General features: G+C 38.5%; 22 protein-coding genes. All 22 read left to right on the plus strand.

Features of this window, described 5'->3' with window-relative positions:
• Window positions 1-14: 14 nt before the first annotated feature.
• The 22 genes from P8610_RS01990 to dnaG all read left to right on the plus strand — a co-directional run bounded on the left by P8610_RS01990 (window position 15) and on the right by dnaG (window position 19,393).
• Window positions 15-767 carry a 16S rRNA (uracil(1498)-N(3))-methyltransferase gene (locus tag P8610_RS01990; RefSeq protein WP_394602905.1) on the plus strand — a complete coding sequence of 251 codons (753 nt, stop codon included), beginning with the start codon at window positions 15-17 and terminating at the stop codon, window positions 765-767.
• A 5-nt stretch (window positions 768-772) separates the two neighbouring features.
• A complete protein-coding gene (gene mtaB / locus P8610_RS01995; RefSeq protein WP_394602906.1) occupies window positions 773-2,125 on the plus strand; it encodes a tRNA (N(6)-L-threonylcarbamoyladenosine(37)-C(2))-methylthiotransferase MtaB in 1,353 nt (450 codons plus the stop codon).
• Window positions 2,126-2,300: 175 nt separating this feature from the next.
• Entirely contained in the window at window positions 2,301-2,975 is a 675-nt protein-coding gene (deoC, locus tag P8610_RS02000) for a deoxyribose-phosphate aldolase (protein WP_289495076.1), read from the plus strand.
• A 145-nt stretch (window positions 2,976-3,120) separates the two neighbouring features.
• Window positions 3,121-3,294 (plus strand): 30S ribosomal protein S21, encoded by a 174-nt coding sequence (rpsU, locus tag P8610_RS02005; RefSeq protein WP_066237650.1) that lies wholly within the window; start codon window positions 3,121-3,123, stop codon window positions 3,292-3,294.
• Between the two features lie 20 nt (window positions 3,295-3,314).
• Window positions 3,315-3,758, plus strand: a complete 444-nt coding sequence (locus P8610_RS02010; protein ID WP_289495077.1) for a GatB/YqeY domain-containing protein — start codon at window positions 3,315-3,317, stop codon at window positions 3,756-3,758.
• 147 nt (window positions 3,759-3,905) lie between these two features.
• Window positions 3,906-5,186, plus strand: a complete 1,281-nt coding sequence (locus P8610_RS02015) for an NfeD family protein (RefSeq protein ID WP_394603097.1) — start codon at window positions 3,906-3,908, stop codon at window positions 5,184-5,186.
• A 15-nt stretch (window positions 5,187-5,201) separates the two neighbouring features.
• Window positions 5,202-6,212, plus strand: a complete 1,011-nt coding sequence (floA, locus tag P8610_RS02020; protein WP_289495079.1) for a flotillin-like protein FloA — start codon at window positions 5,202-5,204, stop codon at window positions 6,210-6,212.
• A gap of 2 nt (window positions 6,213-6,214) precedes the next feature.
• Window positions 6,215-6,634, plus strand: a complete 420-nt coding sequence (locus P8610_RS02025) for a hypothetical protein (RefSeq protein WP_394602907.1) — start codon at window positions 6,215-6,217, stop codon at window positions 6,632-6,634.
• A 176-nt stretch (window positions 6,635-6,810) separates the two neighbouring features.
• Entirely contained in the window at window positions 6,811-7,092 is a 282-nt protein-coding gene (gene yqfC, locus P8610_RS02030) for a sporulation protein YqfC (protein ID WP_394602908.1), read from the plus strand.
• A 26-nt stretch (window positions 7,093-7,118) separates the two neighbouring features.
• A complete protein-coding gene (gene yqfD, locus P8610_RS02035; protein WP_394602909.1) occupies window positions 7,119-8,309 on the plus strand; it encodes a sporulation protein YqfD in 1,191 nt (396 codons plus the stop codon).
• 5 nt (window positions 8,310-8,314) lie between these two features.
• Window positions 8,315-9,277 carry a PhoH family protein gene (locus P8610_RS02040; RefSeq protein WP_394602910.1) on the plus strand — a complete coding sequence of 321 codons (963 nt, stop codon included), beginning with the start codon at window positions 8,315-8,317 and terminating at the stop codon, window positions 9,275-9,277.
• A 279-nt stretch (window positions 9,278-9,556) separates the two neighbouring features.
• Complete coding sequence (locus P8610_RS02045) at window positions 9,557-11,677, plus strand: HD family phosphohydrolase (protein WP_394602911.1); 2,121 nt, start codon at window positions 9,557-9,559, stop codon at window positions 11,675-11,677.
• Complete coding sequence (gene ybeY / locus P8610_RS02050; RefSeq protein WP_394602912.1) at window positions 11,674-12,141, plus strand: rRNA maturation RNase YbeY; 468 nt, start codon at window positions 11,674-11,676, stop codon at window positions 12,139-12,141. Before P8610_RS02045 ends, ybeY begins: the two co-directional genes overlap by 4 nt.
• Window positions 12,138-12,518 (plus strand): diacylglycerol kinase family protein, encoded by a 381-nt coding sequence (locus tag P8610_RS02055; protein WP_394602913.1) that lies wholly within the window; start codon window positions 12,138-12,140, stop codon window positions 12,516-12,518. Before ybeY ends, P8610_RS02055 begins: the two co-directional genes overlap by 4 nt.
• Before the next feature lie 22 nt (window positions 12,519-12,540).
• Window positions 12,541-12,939 carry a cytidine deaminase gene (locus P8610_RS02060; RefSeq protein ID WP_289495087.1) on the plus strand — a complete coding sequence of 133 codons (399 nt, stop codon included), beginning with the start codon at window positions 12,541-12,543 and terminating at the stop codon, window positions 12,937-12,939.
• Window positions 12,932-13,840, plus strand: coding sequence for a GTPase Era (era, locus tag P8610_RS02065; protein WP_394602914.1), 909 nt, complete (start codon window positions 12,932-12,934; stop codon window positions 13,838-13,840). Before P8610_RS02060 ends, era begins: the two co-directional genes overlap by 8 nt.
• 333 nt (window positions 13,841-14,173) lie before the next feature.
• The gene (locus P8610_RS02070) at window positions 14,174-14,317 is read left to right on the plus strand and encodes a YqzL family protein (RefSeq protein WP_082861442.1); all 144 of its coding nucleotides are present in this window, start codon (window positions 14,174-14,176) and stop codon (window positions 14,315-14,317) included.
• Window positions 14,318-14,360: 43 nt separating this feature from the next.
• Window positions 14,361-15,104 carry a DNA repair protein RecO gene (recO, locus tag P8610_RS02075; RefSeq protein ID WP_394602915.1) on the plus strand — a complete coding sequence of 248 codons (744 nt, stop codon included), beginning with the start codon at window positions 14,361-14,363 and terminating at the stop codon, window positions 15,102-15,104.
• A 115-nt stretch (window positions 15,105-15,219) separates the two neighbouring features.
• Window positions 15,220-15,855 (plus strand): helix-turn-helix transcriptional regulator, encoded by a 636-nt coding sequence (locus tag P8610_RS02080; protein ID WP_197468127.1) that lies wholly within the window; start codon window positions 15,220-15,222, stop codon window positions 15,853-15,855.
• 18 nt (window positions 15,856-15,873) lie between these two features.
• Entirely contained in the window at window positions 15,874-16,689 is an 816-nt protein-coding gene (locus P8610_RS02085; RefSeq protein ID WP_289495091.1) for a pyruvate, water dikinase regulatory protein, read from the plus strand.
• 369 nt (window positions 16,690-17,058) lie between these two features.
• Window positions 17,059-17,526, plus strand: a complete 468-nt coding sequence (locus P8610_RS02090) for a YaiI/YqxD family protein (protein WP_394602916.1) — start codon at window positions 17,059-17,061, stop codon at window positions 17,524-17,526.
• A 58-nt stretch (window positions 17,527-17,584) separates the two neighbouring features.
• Window positions 17,585-19,393 (plus strand): DNA primase, encoded by a 1,809-nt coding sequence (dnaG, locus tag P8610_RS02095; RefSeq protein ID WP_394602917.1) that lies wholly within the window; start codon window positions 17,585-17,587, stop codon window positions 19,391-19,393.
• The last annotated feature ends 38 nt before the right edge of the window (window positions 19,394-19,431 follow it).

The raw sequence follows: 19,431 nt of genomic DNA on the forward strand, positions 1-19,431 counted from the left end.
AGGAAGTGCGCTTCATGCAAAGGTACTTTGTTCCGTCAGAAAACTGGAGAGATAACCGCGTGTCAATAACAGGCGAAGATGCGAAACACATCTTAAAAGTGATGAGAATGCAAGATGGAGATCACATCATCTGTTCGGATAACAACGGTCGCACCTCTTTGTGTGAAATCGTGGAGCTTGACGGTAACGCTGTTGAGGTACAGGTAGTTAAAGATGTTGAGACAGAAACTGAGATGCCTGTGTTTGTTACCATTGCACAGGGACTTCCAAAGGGAGATAAGCTCGAGTATATTGTCCAAAAAGGCACAGAACTTGGAGCTGTATCCTTTTTCCCATATACAGCTGAGCGTTCAGTCGTAAAATGGGATGAAAAAAAAGCTTTGAAGAAACAAGAACGTTTAGAAAAAATTGCAAAAGAAGCTGCAGAACAGTCTCATAGAAGCAGGGTTCCAGAGATTCTGAAGCCAGGTTCTTTTTCTGATTTGCTTAAAATGGCAGAACAGTATAATATAAAAATCGTTGCGTTTGAAGAAGAAGCTAAACAACACGAATCATCACGTTTTGCTTCTGTTTTGAAAACAGCAGCTAAGGGAGATTCCATCCTCTGTGTCATTGGACCTGAGGGAGGAATCAGTGAAAAAGAAGCGTTTTCTCTTAGTGAACGTGGATTCGTATTATGCGGGCTTGGTCCCAGAATCTTAAGGACAGAAACAGCGCCATTATATATGTTATCTGCCATTTCTTATCATTTTGAATTAAAGGGGTGATCAATATGCCATCCGTTGCATTTCATACATTAGGTTGTAAAGTAAATCATTACGAAACAGAAGCAATCTGGCAGCTTTTTCAAGCTGAAGGTTACGAACGAGCTGATTTTGACAATACAGCAGACGTCTATGTGATTAATACATGTACAGTGACAAACACTGGTGATAAAAAAAGCAGACAAGTAATTAGAAGAGCCATCCGTAAAAACCCTGATGCGGTTATTTGTGTTACAGGTTGCTATGCTCAGACTTCACCAGCCGAAATTATGGCGATCCCGGGCGTAGATGTTGTTGTAGGCACACAAGATCGTTCTAAAATGCTTTCCTATATCCAACAATACAAAGAGGAACGTATGCCGATTAATGGAGTCTCTAACATTATGAAGGCACGAGTATATGAAGAATTAGATGTGCCAGCCTTTACTGATCGAACAAGAGCATCATTAAAGATTCAAGAAGGCTGCAATAATTTCTGCACATTTTGTATTATTCCTTGGGCAAGGGGGCTTCTTCGTTCTCGAAAACCAGAAGATGTTCTTTCTCAAGCACAGCAGCTCGTTGATGCAGGATACAAAGAAATCGTTCTTACTGGAATCCATACAGCAGGTTACGGCGAGGATATGAAAGATTATTCGTTTGCAAAACTGCTTGATGATTTAGATAAAAATATTTCGGGGCTTAAACGTATACGTATTTCTTCTATTGAGGCTAGTCAGATTTCTGATGAAGTGATTGAGGTAATGGGCAGATCTGACAAAGTGGTTCCCCATCTTCACATACCGCTTCAATCTGGTTCTAATTCAGTTCTGCAAAGAATGAGAAGAAAGTATTCGATGGAAATGTTTGGAGAAAGATTAGATCGTTTGAAAGAGGCGCTTCCGGGTCTTGCGATTACATCGGATGTTATAGTTGGGTTCCCAGGAGAGACAGAAGAAGAGTTTATGGAGACGTATCGATTCATTGAGAACCATAAATTTATGGAACTTCATGTATTTCCTTACTCGAAACGTACCGGTACCCCAGCTGCTAAGATGGAGAATCAAGTTCCAGAAGATGTTAAGAATGAACGTGTTCACAAGCTGATCGCATTATCCGATCAATTAGCGAAAGAATATGCTTCGAACTATGAAGATACAGTTGTTGAAGTTATTCCAGAAGAAGCTTTTAAAGAAGAAGCTGGAAGCCATTTATTTGTAGGATATACGCCAAATTATCTAAAAGTTGTATTTGAAGGCAGCGAAGAGATGATCGGTAAATTAGTGAAAGTGAAAATTACTGAAGCTGGGTATCCTTATAATAAAGGTGTATTTGTAAAACAAGAGATGGAAGAAATCCTGAAGCAAGCTGTTTCAAGCTAACACCCTGGAGTTCATGCCAGGGTGTTTTTTAAAAAGAAAAAAAATTCTTGAAAGCAACAATGTTTACAAAAACTGCGATTTATCATTTAAGATTTGAAGTAACTCGATTTATGTCGAATTATTTGATATGATACTAACGGTGTTTAATTTTTTATTTAAGAAAGGGTTTGTTGAAATGAGCAATTTAAACGTTGCAAGAATGATTGACCACACAGCATTAAAAGCAGATACTTCAAAGCAAGAGATCTTAACTCTTTGTGAAGAAGCTAAAAAATATAATTTCTTTTCTGTATGTGTTAATCCAACTTGGGTTTATACAGCATTTGAACAATTAAAGGATTCAGATGTTGCCGTTTGTACGGTAATTGGTTTCCCATTAGGTGCAAATACGCCAGAAGTAAAGGCATTTGAAACAAAGAATGCGATTGAAAATGGTGCTACTGAAGTTGATATGGTTATTAACATTGGTGCTTTAAAAGATGGAAATTATGAACTAGTTGAACAAGATGTTCGTGCAGTTGTTGAAGCAGCTAAAGGCAAGGCACTTACTAAAATTATTATTGAAACGTCTCTTTTAACGAATGAAGAAAAAGTTAAAGCATGTGAAATCGCTGTAAAAGCTGGTATTGACTTCGTTAAAACATCTACTGGATTTTCAACTGGCGGAGCGACTGTTGAAGATGTTAAGTTAATGCGTGAAACAGTTGGACCAAACATTGGAGTAAAAGCATCTGGTGCTGTACGTGACCGTGAAACAGCTTTAGCTATGATCGAAGCTGGTGCGACTCGTATTGGTGCTAGTGCAGGAATCGCAATTGTTGAAGGCGGAACATCCACTTCAGACTATTAATATCTGTTTTTGAATAATTACCTGCTCTCTCCGACCAACTTGTTTAAATTAAGTTGACCGTATTGCAAGGATATATTATAATGGCAAAAGATATGTGACGCATCTTTACTTTATGTAAGGGTGGTCTGGAGGGAGGGAAATACAAATGGCAGAAACACGTATTCGCAAGAATGAATCCATTGATGATGCTCTTCGTCGTTTTAAAAGATCCGTTTCCAAAGATGGAACATTGGCTGAAGTTAAAAAGCGCAAGCATTATGAAAAGCCAAGCGTAAAGCGTAAGAAGAAGGCTGAGGCAGCAAGAAAGCGTAAGTTCTAAGCGGGGTGTAAGTAAGAATTATGAGTCTTCTTAACGATTTAAATCAAGATATGAAACAAGCGATGAAGGACAAGAACAAGCAAAAGCTTTCTGTTATTCGTATGCTTAAGGCATCACTTCAAAATGAAGCCATCAAGCTAGGACGCGAATTAAATGAGGAAGAAGAGCTTACCGTTCTTGTACGCGAAATGAAACAAAGAAAAGACTCCCTCCAAGAATTCGAAAAAGCTGGCCGCGATGATTTAGTCGCTGGTCTTCAAGATGAAATTGCTGTTCTTACGCCATACTTACCAAAACAGCTTACAGAAGAAGAACTGCAAGAAATCGTTGCTCAAACGATTTCTGAAACAGGTGCTGCTTCAAAAGCTGATATGGGTAAAGTTATGGGTGCTCTTATGCCGAAAGTTAAAGGGAAAGCCGATGGCGGACTCGTTAACCGTATTGTGCAGCAACAATTATCATAATTGAATTGACAAACGCTCTGTATACTATACAGAGCGTTTTCTTATTTTTTGAAACTTTTCCCACAAAATAACGTAAAATAAAATGAAGGGGGGGTTCTTGTGAAAAAAACCCGTTTATTCATATATTTGCTTTGTCTTTTATGGGGGATATACGGTTTGATTTCTACACAACATGTTTTCTCTGCTGGAAAAGGGAAGACTGTAACTTTTATTCCAGTTGAACATGAGGTTGAGAGAGGTCTCGAAGCTTTTTTAGAACGGAATATTAAAAAAGCAGAAGAAGATGGTACTGATCATATCGTGCTTGAAATCTACACACCAGGAGGCAGAGTAGACGCCGCATTACATATAGCAAAAGTCATGCGGGAAACAGAGATTCCGATTACGGCTTATGTCGTGAAGAATGCTTTTTCTGCAGGAGCTTATATAGCTCTTAATGCCGATCAAATTGTCATGAAGCCTTCTACTACCATTGGATCAGCAGCTGTTATCGATGGCCAAGGTAATGCAGCAGGTCAAAAAGCAGAATCTGCATGGAAGGCAGAAATGCTAGCAGCAGCCGAGCTAAATGACAGAGATCCATTGTATGCTGAAGCAATGGTAGATCCAGACATCGAGATATCAGAGTTGAATGTAAAAAAAGGAGATTTGCTAACGTTAACAGCTAGTGAAGCTTTAAAGGTTGGTTACGCTGAGAAAATTGCTCAAGACAGGCAGGAGCTTTTAGCGTACTTAAATCTAGAAGATGCTAAAGTTTTAGAATCCAATCCTACATTTGCTGATAAGATAGCCCGGTTCGTTACAAATCCAGTAGTTGTACCGATCTTACTTTCATTAGGAAGCCTAGGCCTCGTTTTAGAGCTATATACACCAGGATTCGGGCTTGCAGGCTCAATCGGAGCACTATCATTAATGTTGTTTTTTTATGGCCATATGATTGCGGGTCTTGCTGGCTGGGAAGCCATTATATTGTTTGGTGTCGGATTAGTTCTGATCATATTGGAGTTATTTCTGCCTGGAGGAATTATGGGTATACTGGGGGTGGCAGCAATGTTAACGGGGTTGATACTCGCTGGCGGTTCGCTATCTGGAATTCTGATCGCGATTGCAATCGCAATTGTTGTAACAATTATAGGGTCTTACTTTTTTATTAAATCTTTTGGATACAACGGGCCTTTGAAGCGGTTAGTTCTTTTTGATTCAACCAGTTCTGAAAAAGGTTACCTCTCCCATCAAGAGCGTATAGATCTAACTGGCAGAACAGGTGTAACAGCTACACCATTGAGACCATCAGGTAGTGTGAAGGTTGATGAGGAATATCTCGATGTTGTTACAGAAGGCTCATATATTGAAAAAGGTCAACTAGTAAAGATTGTAAAAGTTAGTGGAGGACGTGTCGTTGTCAGATCAGTTGAAAATAATGAATGAATGGAGTGTGTGTGAATGTTAGAATTCGGTTCTATCGCAAGTATTGTAATTATCGGACTCATTGTTATTGGTTTAGCAGTATTATTTACTTTTGTCCCAGTAATGCTATGGATCTCAGCATTAGCTGCAGGTGTTAGAGTGGGAATCTTTACTTTAGTAGGGATGAGATTAAGAAGGGTTATTCCGAATCGCGTAGTTAACCCATTAATCAAAGCTGTAAAAGCTGGATTAGGCTTGAGTACCAATCAGCTTGAGAGTCATTACCTGGCTGGAGGGAACGTAGACCGTGTCGTTAACGCATTAATTGCTGCGCACCGTGCAAATATAGAACTGAGCTTTGAAAGAGCCGCAGCAATCGACTTGGCAGGACGTGATGTACTTGAAGCCGTTCAGATGAGTGTTAACCCAAAAGTAATAGAAACTCCTTTCATTGCCGGTGTGGCTTTAGATGGAATTGAAGTTAAAGCAAAAGCTAGAATCACGGTTCGTGCAAACATCGACCGCCTTGTAGGGGGAGCTGGAGAAGAAACAATTATCGCCCGTGTTGGTGAGGGGATCGTAAGTACAATCGGTTCATCTGAAACGCATAAAAAAGTTCTTGAAAATCCAGATTTAATTTCTCAAACGGTATTATCAAAAGGACTGGACGCAGGCACAGCTTTCGAAATTCTATCCATTGATATTGCGGATATTGATATCGGTAAAAACATTGGGGCTGAACTTCAAACAGATCAAGCTATGGCTGATAAGAATATTGCTCAAGCAAAAGCCGAAGAGAGACGTGCCATGGCCGTTGCTAATGAACAAGAGATGAAGGCAAGAGTTCAGGAGATGAGAGCAAAAGTTGTGGAAGCAGAAGCAGAGGTTCCTATGGCTTTAGCAGAAGCGCTTAGATCAGGAAACATGGGCTTTATGGATTATATGAACATGAAGAACATTATGGCAGACACAACGATGCGTGAATCCATCAGCAAGTCCTCTAATACAGATAAAGAGAACAACGATGATAAAGGACGGAAGATTTAAGGATGAACATCTTTGAAGCGATTCTTGAACTGCTGTTTGCGAATATCTTTTTTGTTATTCTGGTTGCAGGTGGGATATTTAGCTTCTTTAAAAGGATGAAAGAAACTCAGAATACCTCGAGACCTGTGCCTGATAGGCGTGCAGCGGAACAACCAAAACAAACCGTATCTCCTTTTGGCAGCCCAGCACATGTTGAACATCAAGAAATCGCTGAAAGTAAAGCTGCAGAGGCTGGAGGCAAGAAATACGAAAGGCAGACGCCTAAACGTCAAAAAAGTGCCGATTTTAATAATCGATCGAACCGCTACCAAGATAAAGAAGAAGAAATTCTGAGCAGCTTTAAAGTAGATCAGCAAGAACTCCAAAAAGCGATTATCTGGTCTGAAATTCTTTCAAAGCCTAAAGCTATGCAAAAGCGATAGAGTATCTAAACAAATGACTCTTTTACATTAGTTTTTTTCTAAAGAAATGCTGCCACTGGCTTTCTCTACTCTTATCATTACTTTCAGCGAAGCCATGCGAAAACAACGAAACGAAACAATGAAATAGTGATAGTTTACCCCCTGCTCTCATAAAAATGGAGAGAGGGGGTTTTTTTATGGGAAAATTGCGGCAGCAAGTAAACAAATGGATGATGCAGAACCTTGAACTACCAGCAGATGTAGTGATGGATTTACCCCGAATCACGATGATTGGACAATTACACATATATATTGAAAACCACAGAGGTGTAAAAGCTTTTTCGAATGAACAGCTTACACTCAAATTAAAACAAGGGACTCTCGTTATTAAAGGAAGTGAATTTGTCATTAAAACCATCTTACCGGAAGAAATCTTACTTGAAGGAACGATATCTTCAGTTGATTTTAAAAATGAATAACGTGTTGATGAATAGGGAGGGACAAGATGAAAACCAATTGGAATCATATAAAAGGCTATATAAGGGTTGAAATTATTGGACAAGATTCTAGCTCTTTTATAAATACTTGCATACAATCTGGAATACAGATATGGGATATTCAGCCTCTTGATCATAACCGCGTACTCGTTTCCATATCCTTATCTGATGTAAGAAAAGCAAAAGTCATTCTAAAAGAAAACAAATTAAGAATTAGAATAAAAGAAAAGAAGGGTACACCTTTTCTATTGAATAGAATGTGGAAAAGAAATGGTTTTATCCTAGGTATGGCCTCTTTTATCTTTGTGCTTTTTTTATTATCTAATATGATTTGGAATATAAATGTTACGGGGGCAAATCCTAAGACTGAATATGAGTTAAGAAAAGCCGCTGTTGAAATAGGAGTGACGAAGGGGAAATTTATTTTTCTATTGCCTAACGTTAGAGAAATTCAGCGGGAATTAACAGAAAAAATGGACAATGTCACATGGATCGGTGTTACCCAACATGGTACCTCATATCGCTTGGAAGTAGTTGAAAAGGAGATACCTGAAGCAAAACCGATTACCGGCCCAAGACATCTTGTCGCAACGAAAGAAGCTGTGATTCATTCTGTATTCGTTGAAAAAGGACAACCCATCGTTGGTGTGAATGATTATGTTAAGAAAGGGTCCTTATTAGTTTCTGGGCTTATAGGAAAAGAAAAAAAACCACAGCTCGTAAGTGCAAAAGGGAAGATCTGGGGAGAAGTATGGTATCAAACAGAGGTGGAAGTTCCTTTAAATACTTCTTTTCAAACGTACACAGGTGAATATAAAAACAGACATTATGTATCTTTGTTTGGTCTAAATCTTCCGATATACGGATTTTCTGATGGAGAATTTAAAGACAAAACGGAAACACTAAATGAAAGCCCTCTTTACTTAGCGAAATGGAAGATGCCCTTTTCTTATATAAAAAAAGAAATCAGGGAAACGGATGGAGTCAAGCGCTCCTACACGAAAGCAGAAGCCATCGAAGTTGGTAAGAAGATGGCAAAGAAAGAATTAGGAAAGAAATTGCCTGAAGATGCAAAAATTAAAGGTGAAAAAGTTTGGCAACAAAACGTCTCGAATGGTAAAGTTAAATTAACGATGCTCTACCAAGTAATTGAAAATATTGCATCTGAACAACCTATACCTATCCAACAAGGAGAATGAGTAGTTTGTCAGAAACGAAAAGACTTAATTCATTACAACTCGAAAATACGACTGAAGCAGCTTCCCTTTTTGGGCCGAACGATGCTTTCTTGAAGGTGATTGAAGACAAGCTCAATGTTAGTATAGTTACCAGAGGAGAAGACATTTTAGTCTCAGGTGAACTTACTAAAGCAGAAATGGTTGAAGAGACTCTGTTTGTCTTGCTGAAATTGGTACGCAAAGGAATTAAGATTTCAGAAAGAGACATTGTTTATGCTGTTCAGCTTGCTGAAAAAAATATGCTGGATGAATTAAGTGAACTTTATGAAGAAGATATTGCGGTTACTGCAAAAGGAAAACCAATTCGTGTAAAAACTCTTGGTCAGCGGCATTACGTTCAATCCATGAGAAAGCGCGACCTTGTATTTGGTATTGGTCCTGCTGGTACTGGTAAGACCTATCTTGCTGTAGTTATGGCAGTTAACGCTTTAAAAGAAGGTAAAATGAAAAAGATTGTACTTACTCGCCCTGCTGTTGAAGCAGGAGAGAGCCTTGGTTTTTTGCCGGGGGATTTAAAAGAAAAAGTGGATCCTTATCTGCGGCCTCTTTACGATGCGCTGCATGACCTTCTAGGGGCTGAACATACTGAAAGGCTGATTGAGCGCGGGACGATTGAAATTGCTCCATTAGCGTACATGAGAGGCCGTACACTTGATGAAAGCTTTGTTATTTTAGACGAAGCGCAAAACACAACACCAGAACAAATGAAAATGTTTATAACGCGTCTTGGCTTTGGCTCTAAGATGGTTATTACAGGTGACTTAACACAGATCGATCTTCCGCGTGGAAAAGAATCTGGGTTGAAAGTAACCGAAAAAAGGCTCGAGAGCGTAAAGGGCATTGATTTTATATACTTAAAACAATTGGATGTTGTACGTCATCCGCTAGTACAACGAATCATCGAAGCATATGAAACATACGAAGACTAAGCCGCCATTTCTCTGGGGGCTTTTTTACGTGCTGTTTGGACATTGCGGCTGTTATTAATATACTTAAAAGTGAAACGTTATGAATGTGGCTCACCGCCTGCCCAGCGGAAAGCGAGCATGTGAAATGGAGCTCAACTACTTTTAAAAGCAAAAACAGCCTATTTAAAAATACTTCATTCAAAAAAACTGCAATTATCTTTTCCCCCTAGAAAAGTACCATATTTGTACAATTTTTGCTAAGATTAGAACAGGATGTACAAGTTTAAGGAGTGGTATCGCTTGTCCAATATCAGGCATCTTTTGTCCAATTACTTTCGTTTAAGTGTAGCAACAGTATCCTTTATTGTTATGGGCATCATTTTGTTTTCCCTTTTAGTCAGCAATGTTACTCCCAATGTAGTGGACGTCAATGTTTATGAGCGTGCTCCTAGGGATATCCAATCTCCTATTACGATTCCGCTTGAAGATCAGACGGAAGCGAGGAAAAGGCTGGCTGAAGAGAGTGTTAAGAATGAATATACATTTAATAAAGATCTCGCTTTACTTCAAGCAGAAGCCTTGAAAGATCTATTTGATCTAGTTATAACCATTAATAAGTCAGAAGAGGAAAAAAAGGATGACGAAGCCCCGCTATCCATGGATCAGAAGCTGGAACAGATAAAAGATTCAATAGACAAATCTGAAATATCTGATGAGACATATACTGCTTTGGCTCAAGCGAGTGAAACAGAATTAAACAATATGAAAAATTTAGGTCCGGATGTTGTGAACAAGGTATTATCCAATCCTATCATGGTTGAAGAGGTAGAAGAGGCCAGAAATGAAGCTGTTCAACTGATCCGTGAAAACAGCAATCTGTCTTATTCTTTAAGGAATGCTACAGAAGAAATCACTAGAAGTTTTATTATTGCGAATAGAACGCTTGATACTGAGAAAACAAGACAAAAACGAAAAGAAGCAAGTGATAAAGTTGAAGAGGTTGTGATTAGAGAAGGAGAAGTCCTAGTTAAAAGTGGGGCGGTAATCACACCTGAAATCTTTGATAGGCTCAAAAAGGTTGGATTACTGGATCAGGAAATGAAAACGTATCCGTATTATGGTTTGTTCCTCTTTGTGTTGATCGTAATGGCTGGTTTGTATTATTTTATGAAAGAAGAGCGCGAGAAGGAGCATTTTAGAAAATATGTAACAATCTACGCCTTATTGTTCACGCTTACCCTTGTCGTAATGAAAGTATTGAGTATCAGTACCAATCTTGGTTTAACAAGTCTAATGTATGCCGTTCCTGTTGCTGCAGGTGCGATGATGATCAAGATGCTCTTTAATGAAGAGCTCGCAGTTGTTTCTACGATTATCTTTGCTTTTAGTGCAGCTTTAATCTTTAACGAACAAACAGCAGGAAACTTTAACTTTATCATGAGCATGTATGTTTTATTTAACGGGATTTCTGGAATTGTGTTTCTAGGCAAAACACAGCAGCGTTCGAAAATCCTTCAAGCTGGATTTTTTGTATCTTTTATTGCCATCCTAACTGTAGCGAGTGTTCTATTGCTGCAAAACGGAAAGTTCACATCTCTGCAAATAGGATTAGATCTTGGCTGTGCAGCCATTTCTGGTTTTGTCTCAGCTGTACTTACGCTAGGGTTGTTACCTGTTATAGAGTCTTCTTTTAACATATTGTCAGTAACAAAACTTATCGAACTATCTAATCCAAATCATCCTATATTGCGAAAAGTGCTGATGGAAGCACCGGGTACTTATCACCATAGCATCATGGTAGCCAATCTTTCTGAAGCAGCTTGTGAGTCTATTGGTGCTAATGGACTTCTTGCAAGAGTGGGTTCATATTATCACGATGTAGGAAAAACGAAACGCCCCCATTTTTTTATAGAGAATCAAATGAATATGGAGAATCCGCATGACAAGATTGCTCCACAATTAAGTAAGACGATAATAACGGCGCATCCCTACGACGGAGCAGATATGCTTAGAGCAGAAAAAATACCGAAAGAGATTATTGACATAGCTGAACAACATCACGGAACGACTTTGTTAAAATTCTTTTATCATAAAGCAGCTAAGCTAACAGATAAGGAAGTCGCAGAATCAGACTTTCGATATCCTGGGCCAAAAGCACAAACAAAAGAAGTTGCTATTATCGGTATATCTGATGCTGTTGAAGCGGCTGTTCGATCATTATCGAAACCGACACCAGTTAAAATCGACGGAATCATTCGAAAGATAATAAATGATAGACTTGAGGATGGACAGTTTGACGAATGTGACATTACCCTTAAAGAACTGGATACGGTAGCTAAGACATTGACCGAAACATTGAAAGGAATTTTCCATTCCAGAATTGAGTATCCAGAAGAAACGAAAAAGGTGGAAAAACAATGATACTACATGTAGAGTATTTAAACGAAATTGATGAAAACAGTACAGAATTTCAGGAACTTTTAACAAAGGTACTTGAAAAAGCGGCTGAAATGGAAGAAACAGGCCAAGCGGAAGTATCTGTAACCATTGTAACCAAAGAAAGAATTCAAGAAATTAATAGCGAGTATCGCCAAAAAGACAGCGTAACAGATGTGATTTCTTTTGCCATGGAAGAGATGGGTGAAGATGAGACAGAAATTATAGGCGGAGAAGAGACGAGGTTTCTAGGAGACATTATTATCTGCTTAGATGTTGCTAAAGAACAGGCTGAAGAGTATGGACACTCTTTAGATAGAGAAATGGGCTTCCTCGCTGTACACGGTTTTCTGCATTTGTTAGGTTATGACCATATGAACGAAGAAGATGAAAAGAAAATGTTTGGCAGACAAGAAGAAATATTGGAGCAATACGGATTAAGCAGATGATTTCATGGAGAAAGTTGTTCTCAAGTTTTATGTTTGCATTTGCAGGCATATTTACAACGTTTAAAACAGAGCAAAATTTTCGGATTCACACCATTATTAGTGTAATCGTTATCACTACAGCGATTGCACTTGATTTTTCTTCATTGAAATTAATCATTTTATTGATTGTAATCGGTCTGGTTTTGGCACTCGAGTTGATCAACACTGCGATTGAAAACACAGTGGACTTAATCACACCTGAATATCATCTCCTTGCGAAGAAGGCGAAAGATGCTGCTGCAGGAGCAGTTTTGGTTTTTTCAATATTTGCTGTTATAATCGGTATACTGCTCTTTATTGAACCGCTTATGAACAGCATAAACAATATGAAGCAATAATTGTTAAGAAGGTGAATGTGTAATGAACAAAGAACAATTGATGGATCAAGCGAAACTAGCACGTGAAAAGGCTTATGTACCTTACTCTAAATTTCAAGTAGGTGCAGCACTTCTAACGTCTGAAGGTAAAGTATATATGGGTGCAAACATTGAAAACGCTGCATACAGCCTTACTTGTTGTGCTGAAAGAACGGCATTATTTAAAGCGTATACAGAAGGCGATAAGAAATTTAGTGCAATCGCTGTAGTGGCAGACACAAAGCGTCCAGTGCCGCCATGTGGAGCATGCCGCCAGGTGATCTCAGAGCTTTGCCCGCCGGAAATGCCAGTATATTTAACAAACTTAAAAGGTGACGTTCAAGAAATCTTAGTAAAAGATTTATTGCCAGGTGCTTTTTCGCCGGAGGATTTAAATGAATAAAGAAAGTTATAAATCTGGATTTGTTACGATCATTGGAAGACCGAACGTTGGAAAATCCACACTGTTAAATCAAGTGATCGGCCAGAAAATTGCCATTATGAGCGATAAGCCTCAAACAACAAGAAATAAGATTCAAGCTGTTTACACAACAGATGAAGCGCAAGTTATTTTTATTGATACACCAGGTATTCATAAACCTAAGCACAAGCTAGGGGATTTTATGACGAGAACCGCTCAGCAGACGTTAAATGAAGTGGATCTGATCCTCTTTGTGATCAATGCTGAAGAAGGGTATGGCCGTGGAGATCAATTCATCATCGATAGACTTGAGCATGTAAAGAATCCTATTTTCTTGGTTGTGAATAAAATTGATAAAGTCCATCCTGATCAATTGCTTCCGCTGATTGACATGTACAGAAATAAATTAGACGTTGCTGAAGTAGTGCCGATTTCTGCTTTAAACGGCAATAATGTTGATACTCTTTTAGAACAGATCGTTTCCTACATGGAAGAGGGGCCGCAATTTTATCCTGAAGACCAGGTTACTGATCATCCTGAACGGTTCATTACTGCAGAGCTGATTCGGGAAAAGGTTCTTCATCTTACTCGAGAAGAAATCCCTCATTCAGTGGCTGTTGTCATCGAAGAGATGAAAGTGCGTGAAGAAAAGAATGTTGTGTTTGTAAATGCTACGATTATCGTAGAACGTTCTTCTCAAAAAGGAATCATCATCGGTAAACAAGGAAAGATGCTTAAAGAGATCGGAAAAAGAGCAAGAACAGACATCGAAACACTGTTAGGATCCCGCGTCTTTTTAGAACTGTATGTAAAAGTACAAACCGACTGGAGAAACAAGCAAAAACAGCTAGTTGAATATGGTTTTAACGAAGACGAGTACTAATAATAAAGATACTCTCTAAAGATTGTTGCTTATGAATTGGCTCCTTGAATTTCTTAATTCTCTTCATTGACAAGTTGATTGAAGTGGAAGATGCGAGACTCCTGCGGGACAGGCGGGCAGGTGAGACAATTAAGAGTGAAACGTACAAATGTGGCTCACCGCCTGCCCCGCGGAAAGCGAGCATCTGAAACGTAGATCAACTACTTTCAATGACAACAATGAATGCGACAACAGCCATCATTAAAAACTGTTAAAATTTCCTTCACATGAAAAAAACAATTAAGGTGAACCTAGTTATAACAGGAGAAAAACAAATAGAAAGGTGTGTCCAAAATGAAAGAATTTACTTGGAAAGTATTCTGTGAAACGGGCAGTATTGATACCTATTTGTTATACAAAGAGCTAGACCATGAAATAACAGCATTATCAGCAGTTATTCCTTATGAAGAGTCTCTTGAGGAACCTCCATTTCATTAATCGTAACTACGGTGCCTTCTTGACGAGAGGGTGGTGATTTACCTTGCTTTATAAAGTCGAAGGAATAGTCATTAAAACCGTTCCGTATGGTGAATCCAATACAATTATAACTTTGTATACAAAAGAATTAGGGAAAATCGGCGTAATGGCCAGAGGGGCTAAAAAACCAAAAAGCCGCTTCACATCCATTACGCAGCTTTTTACATACGGAATTTTTGTTTTTCAAAAAGGAAGAGGGCTTGGAACACTGCAGCAAGGTGAGGCGTTGTCTTCTTTTCGCAAAATTAGAGAAGATTTAGTTAAGACCGCTTATGCTGCTTATTTAGCAGAATTGTTAGATAGACATACATCTGAAGATGATCTGAGGCCAGACCTTTTTGGATGGATTAAACAATCGCTGGAATATATCAATCACGGTATTGACCCAGAAGTGATTACCTTTTTATTTGAAATGAAAATGATGAAAACAGCTGGAATTGTACCTGAGTTAACCAAATGTGTATCTTGCCACTCGACAGAAGGGGATTTTTCTTTTTCTATTCGAGAAGGTGGTTTTCTTTGTGAAAGGTGTTCTTATAAAGACCCTTATCGAATGAACATTTCTAAAGGTACAGCTAAACTTTTAAATATGTTTTACTACTTAGATTTAGCTAGACTTGGCAATGTATCTTTAAAAAAAGAAACGAAAAAAGAACTTAGGATGTTATTTGATGCATACATGGATGAATATTCAGGTGTGTTTTTAAAATCAAAGAAATTCCTTAAACAATTAGATGATCTATCTTGAAAAACTGTGAAGCCCTAAATCTTTGCAGTTTTTTTAGTTCGCATTCTTCCTTTAATAGGTTATAATAATGAAAATAAGTATAACACATTGGATGCGGCAAAAGGTGGTGTAAACAATCGAACTAAATAAGAGGCAGCAAAAAATTATAGAGATTGTTAAAGATAATGGACCAATAACCGGAGAGCAAATTGCAGATCAGCTGGACTTAACAAGAGCGACTTTGAGACCAGATCTAGCTATTTTAACGATGGCAGGGTACCTGGATGCAAGACCAAGAGTAGGGTATTTTTATACAGGTAAGACGGGTTCACAATTGTTAACCGAAAAGGTAAAAAAGATTAAAGTTGCTGAGTTTACTTCTATTCCAGTGGTTGTTCAGGACTCAGCTACTGTTTACGAAGCGATTTGCACGATGTTTTTAGAAGACGTCGGAACACTATTTATTATTAATAAAAACGGACATCTGGCAGGGGTCGCTTCACGAAAAGATTTATTGAGAGCAAGTATGGGGAAACAAGAAATAAACAGCATTCCAATAAACATTATCATGACAAGAATGCCTAATATAACGTATTGTTTTAAAGAGGATTACTTGTTAGATATCGCTCACATTTTGATTGGAAAGCAAATCGACTGTCTTCCAGTAGTTAAGCGTTCGAACGAAGAAAGCGGTCTTGAAGTTGTTGGCAGAATAACAAAGACCAATATCACTAAGGCTTTTGTCGAACTAGCGCATGACGAATTACTATAATGAAATGGGGAGGCCAACATGAAAGGACGTCCAATTGTATACGTCGTTTCCGATTCAGTTGGTGAAACGGCAGAGTTGGTTGTTAAAGCAGCTGCTAGCCAGTTTAATTCAACCGGGATTGAGATTAAACGTGTACCTTATGTAGAAGATAAAGAAACGATTGATGAAGTGGTCTCTTTAGCGAAAGACCATAATGGTATTATTGCTTTTACACTTGTGGTACCTGAAATAAGCAACTACCTTGCAAAACAAGCTGCATCACTCAACATCCCGACTGTGGATATTATGGGACCGATGATGGACCAGCTGCAATCAAGATTAAATCAAGTTCCTAGATATGAACCGGGTGTTGTACACAAACTCGATGATGACTACTTTAGAAAAGTTGAAGCGATAGAATTTGCTGTAAAGTATGATGATGGAAGAGACCCGCGAGGTATTTTAAAAGCAGATGTCGTTTTAATAGGTGTTTCTAGAACCTCAAAAACACCTCTATCACAATATTTAGCACATAAACGATTGAAGGTTGCTAATGTGCCGATTGTTCCTGAAGTAGAACCGCCCGAAGAATTATTCAAGGTATCGCCTAATAAATGCTTCGGCCTTAAGATCACACCTGAAAAGCTAAACGACATTCGTCGTGAGCGTTTAAAAGCACTTGGATTAAATTCAGAGGCAAACTACGCTAACATGGAAAGAATCAAGCAAGAGCTTGTTTATTTTAACAAAGTCGTAGATCGAATTGGATGCAGAGTAGTAGAGGTTTCCAATAAAGCAGTTGAGGAATCTGCAAATGTTATCTACAATCTGTTTCAAGGAAAGTCTTATAAATAAATAACGAATCGTAAACTCCCCCTATGCAAATATAAAAATTATGGGGTCTATCATAAAAAGCGCAGAAGATTGCGCTTTTTATTTTGGGATGGATCATTGTTTTCAAGTCTCATTTTTAATTTCTTCTATGGCAGTTGAATGGAGAAAGTGATCACCTGGAACGGAAATCAACCACTTCCAATAATAACAAAGTTTTTACAACTTTATTTTTTATTCTTTTTACTGGTAAAACAGGCCGACTTTTATTATAATATTACATTGTGATTAAAATTTATAAGTTTGTCCAAAATAGTGATACATTGACTATGCTTTTTTTCGACAAATGCTCTTATATGAAGGAGAATCACTGTTAAAGTAGAACATAAGAATATGGAAAAATTAATTGGAAATGTATTTGTTGATGCAGATGCTTGCCCCGTTGTTATAAAAGAAGAGATTAATAAGTTCTCTAACATGTTTAACTTTGAACCTATCTTCGTCACTTCGTATGCACACGCAAGCAGCACTGACCAGCCTGGGCGCTGGGTTTTGGTTGATGCAAGTCCTGAGGAAGTTGATCTGTACATACATAATCATTCTAAGCAAAATGATCTTGTTGTTACCCAAGATCATGCATTGGCTAGTCTTCTTCTTTCAAAAGGGGTTTACGTGATTACCCCAAGAGGGAAACAATTTCAAGAGAATGAAATGGAAAGAGTACTGCATGAACGTTATATGTCTGCAAAAGCAAGACGTTCAGGCAAGCATTCAAAGGGACCTGCAAAATTTAAAAAGGAGGACACTGAAAGGTTCTGCACAGTTTTTTGCGAAATCCTGTCGAATGTTGAAGGAAAATAGAGTTGTGCCACGAATATATATCTAGTGTCTAAAGAAACAGAGATTCTGTGGTGGTAATATGGAACGAATACCTGAGGATTTAATAGAGAAAGTCAGGTCATCAAACGATATAGTAGATGTGATTAGTGATTATGTTCCTCTAAAAAAACAAGGCAGAAATTATTTTGGCCTTTGCCCGTTTCACGGGGAAAAGTCGCCTTCCTTTTCTGTTTCGCCTGAAAAGCAGATCTACCATTGTTTCGGGTGTGGAGCAGGAGGCAATGTTTTTTCTTTTTTGATGAACATTGAAGGGTACTCTTTTATTGAAGCGGTAACTCAACTTGGGAAAAAAAGTGCCATTGAATTGCCTCAAATTCATCAGCAAAATTTCTCCGAAAAAAGTACTGACGAAAAAAGGACAATGGCTGAGGTTCATGAGTTATTGGCTAAATTGTATCATCATTGCTTACTCCACACAAAACAGGGCAGACCAGCATTGGAATATTTGGAAAACAGAGGATTTACAAGAGAATCCATCGAACGCTTCCAAATTGGCTTTGCACCAGATTCATGGGAAACAGCTTCACAGTTTCTTCAAAAACGAGGTATGGATCTGAATACAGCTGAAAAAGTTGGACTGATTGGAAAAAGACAATCAGAGGGGAAGCCATATGATCGTTTTAGGAATCGGATCATGTTTCCAATCTGGGATCGCACAGGTTTAGTCGTGGCTTTTGGAGGAAGGGTGTTAGACGGAGAGGACGAGCCGAAATATTTAAACAGTCCTGAGTCTAAAATCTTTCAAAAAGGAAAAACGCTCTACGGATTAAACTTGTCACGTGCTGAGATGAGACAGAAGCAGCATGCTGTCATTTTTGAGGGATATGTAGATACGATTGCAGCTTTCAGAGCAGGAGTTACAAATGGTGTTGCAACATTAGGTACATCGCTTACCGAGGATCATGCTTCTATTTTGAAACGAAATGTTCAATCAGTCACAATCTGCTATGATTCTGACCGTGCAGGAGTAGAGGCAGCGTTTCGTGCATCTGAAATTTTAACGAAACAAGGCTGTGCCGTGAAGATTTCACAAATGCCAGATGGAATGGACCCCGATGACTATATTTCAAAATATGGAAACGAATCGTTTCTAAAAGATATAATAGGGGCTAGCCTGACCGTGATGGCATTTAAAATACAATACTACAGACGGGGCAAAAACCTTCGTGATGAAGGAGAACGGATGATCTATATCGAAGAGATTATCAAGGAAATAGCCCGTCTGCCAAAAGCGGTGGAACGAGATCATTATCTTCGGCAAATCGCTTCTGAATTTAATCTGTCTTTAGATGCATTAAAGCAGCAACAAACTCAGACTTTCAAGCAACTGCAAAGGTCTAAGGATAACGGCCCTAAAAAGCGGGATAATAATTTTAGAATACAAACACTTTTGCAGAAGTCATTGTTGCCGAGAAATCTGAATGCTGAACGAATTGTTCTTGCTCACATGCTAAAGAGTGAGGACGCAGCTTTTTTAATTCAGGAAAAGTTGGACTCGGGCTTTAATGTAGAAGAACATAATGCAATCGCCGCATACTTATATGCCTTTTATGAAGAAGGAAATAAACCCAATGTAGGGTTGTTCATGCAGCGTATTGACGATGACAAGTTAAGAAAATTAGCTTCAGAATTGGCGATGCTCACAATCAGTGAGGAATTGAATGAAATAGAGCTCGCAGATTATATTCGTATTATTTCTAGTTATCCTTTATTGCGGGAAATACAAGAAAAAGAGAAGCAGCAAGAAGACGCGATAAGAAGGAATGAAATAAAACTGGCAGCCCAAATTGCCCAAGAAATTATGAGAATGAAAAGATCTCTTAAATAATCGGGATGTAGGATGGTTGAAGTTTTGGAAGGAGGGGA

It is taken from the genome of Fictibacillus sp. UD, assembly GCF_043558025.1.
In the GTDB taxonomy this organism is placed as follows: Bacteria; Bacillota; Bacilli; order Bacillales; family Fictibacillaceae; genus Fictibacillus.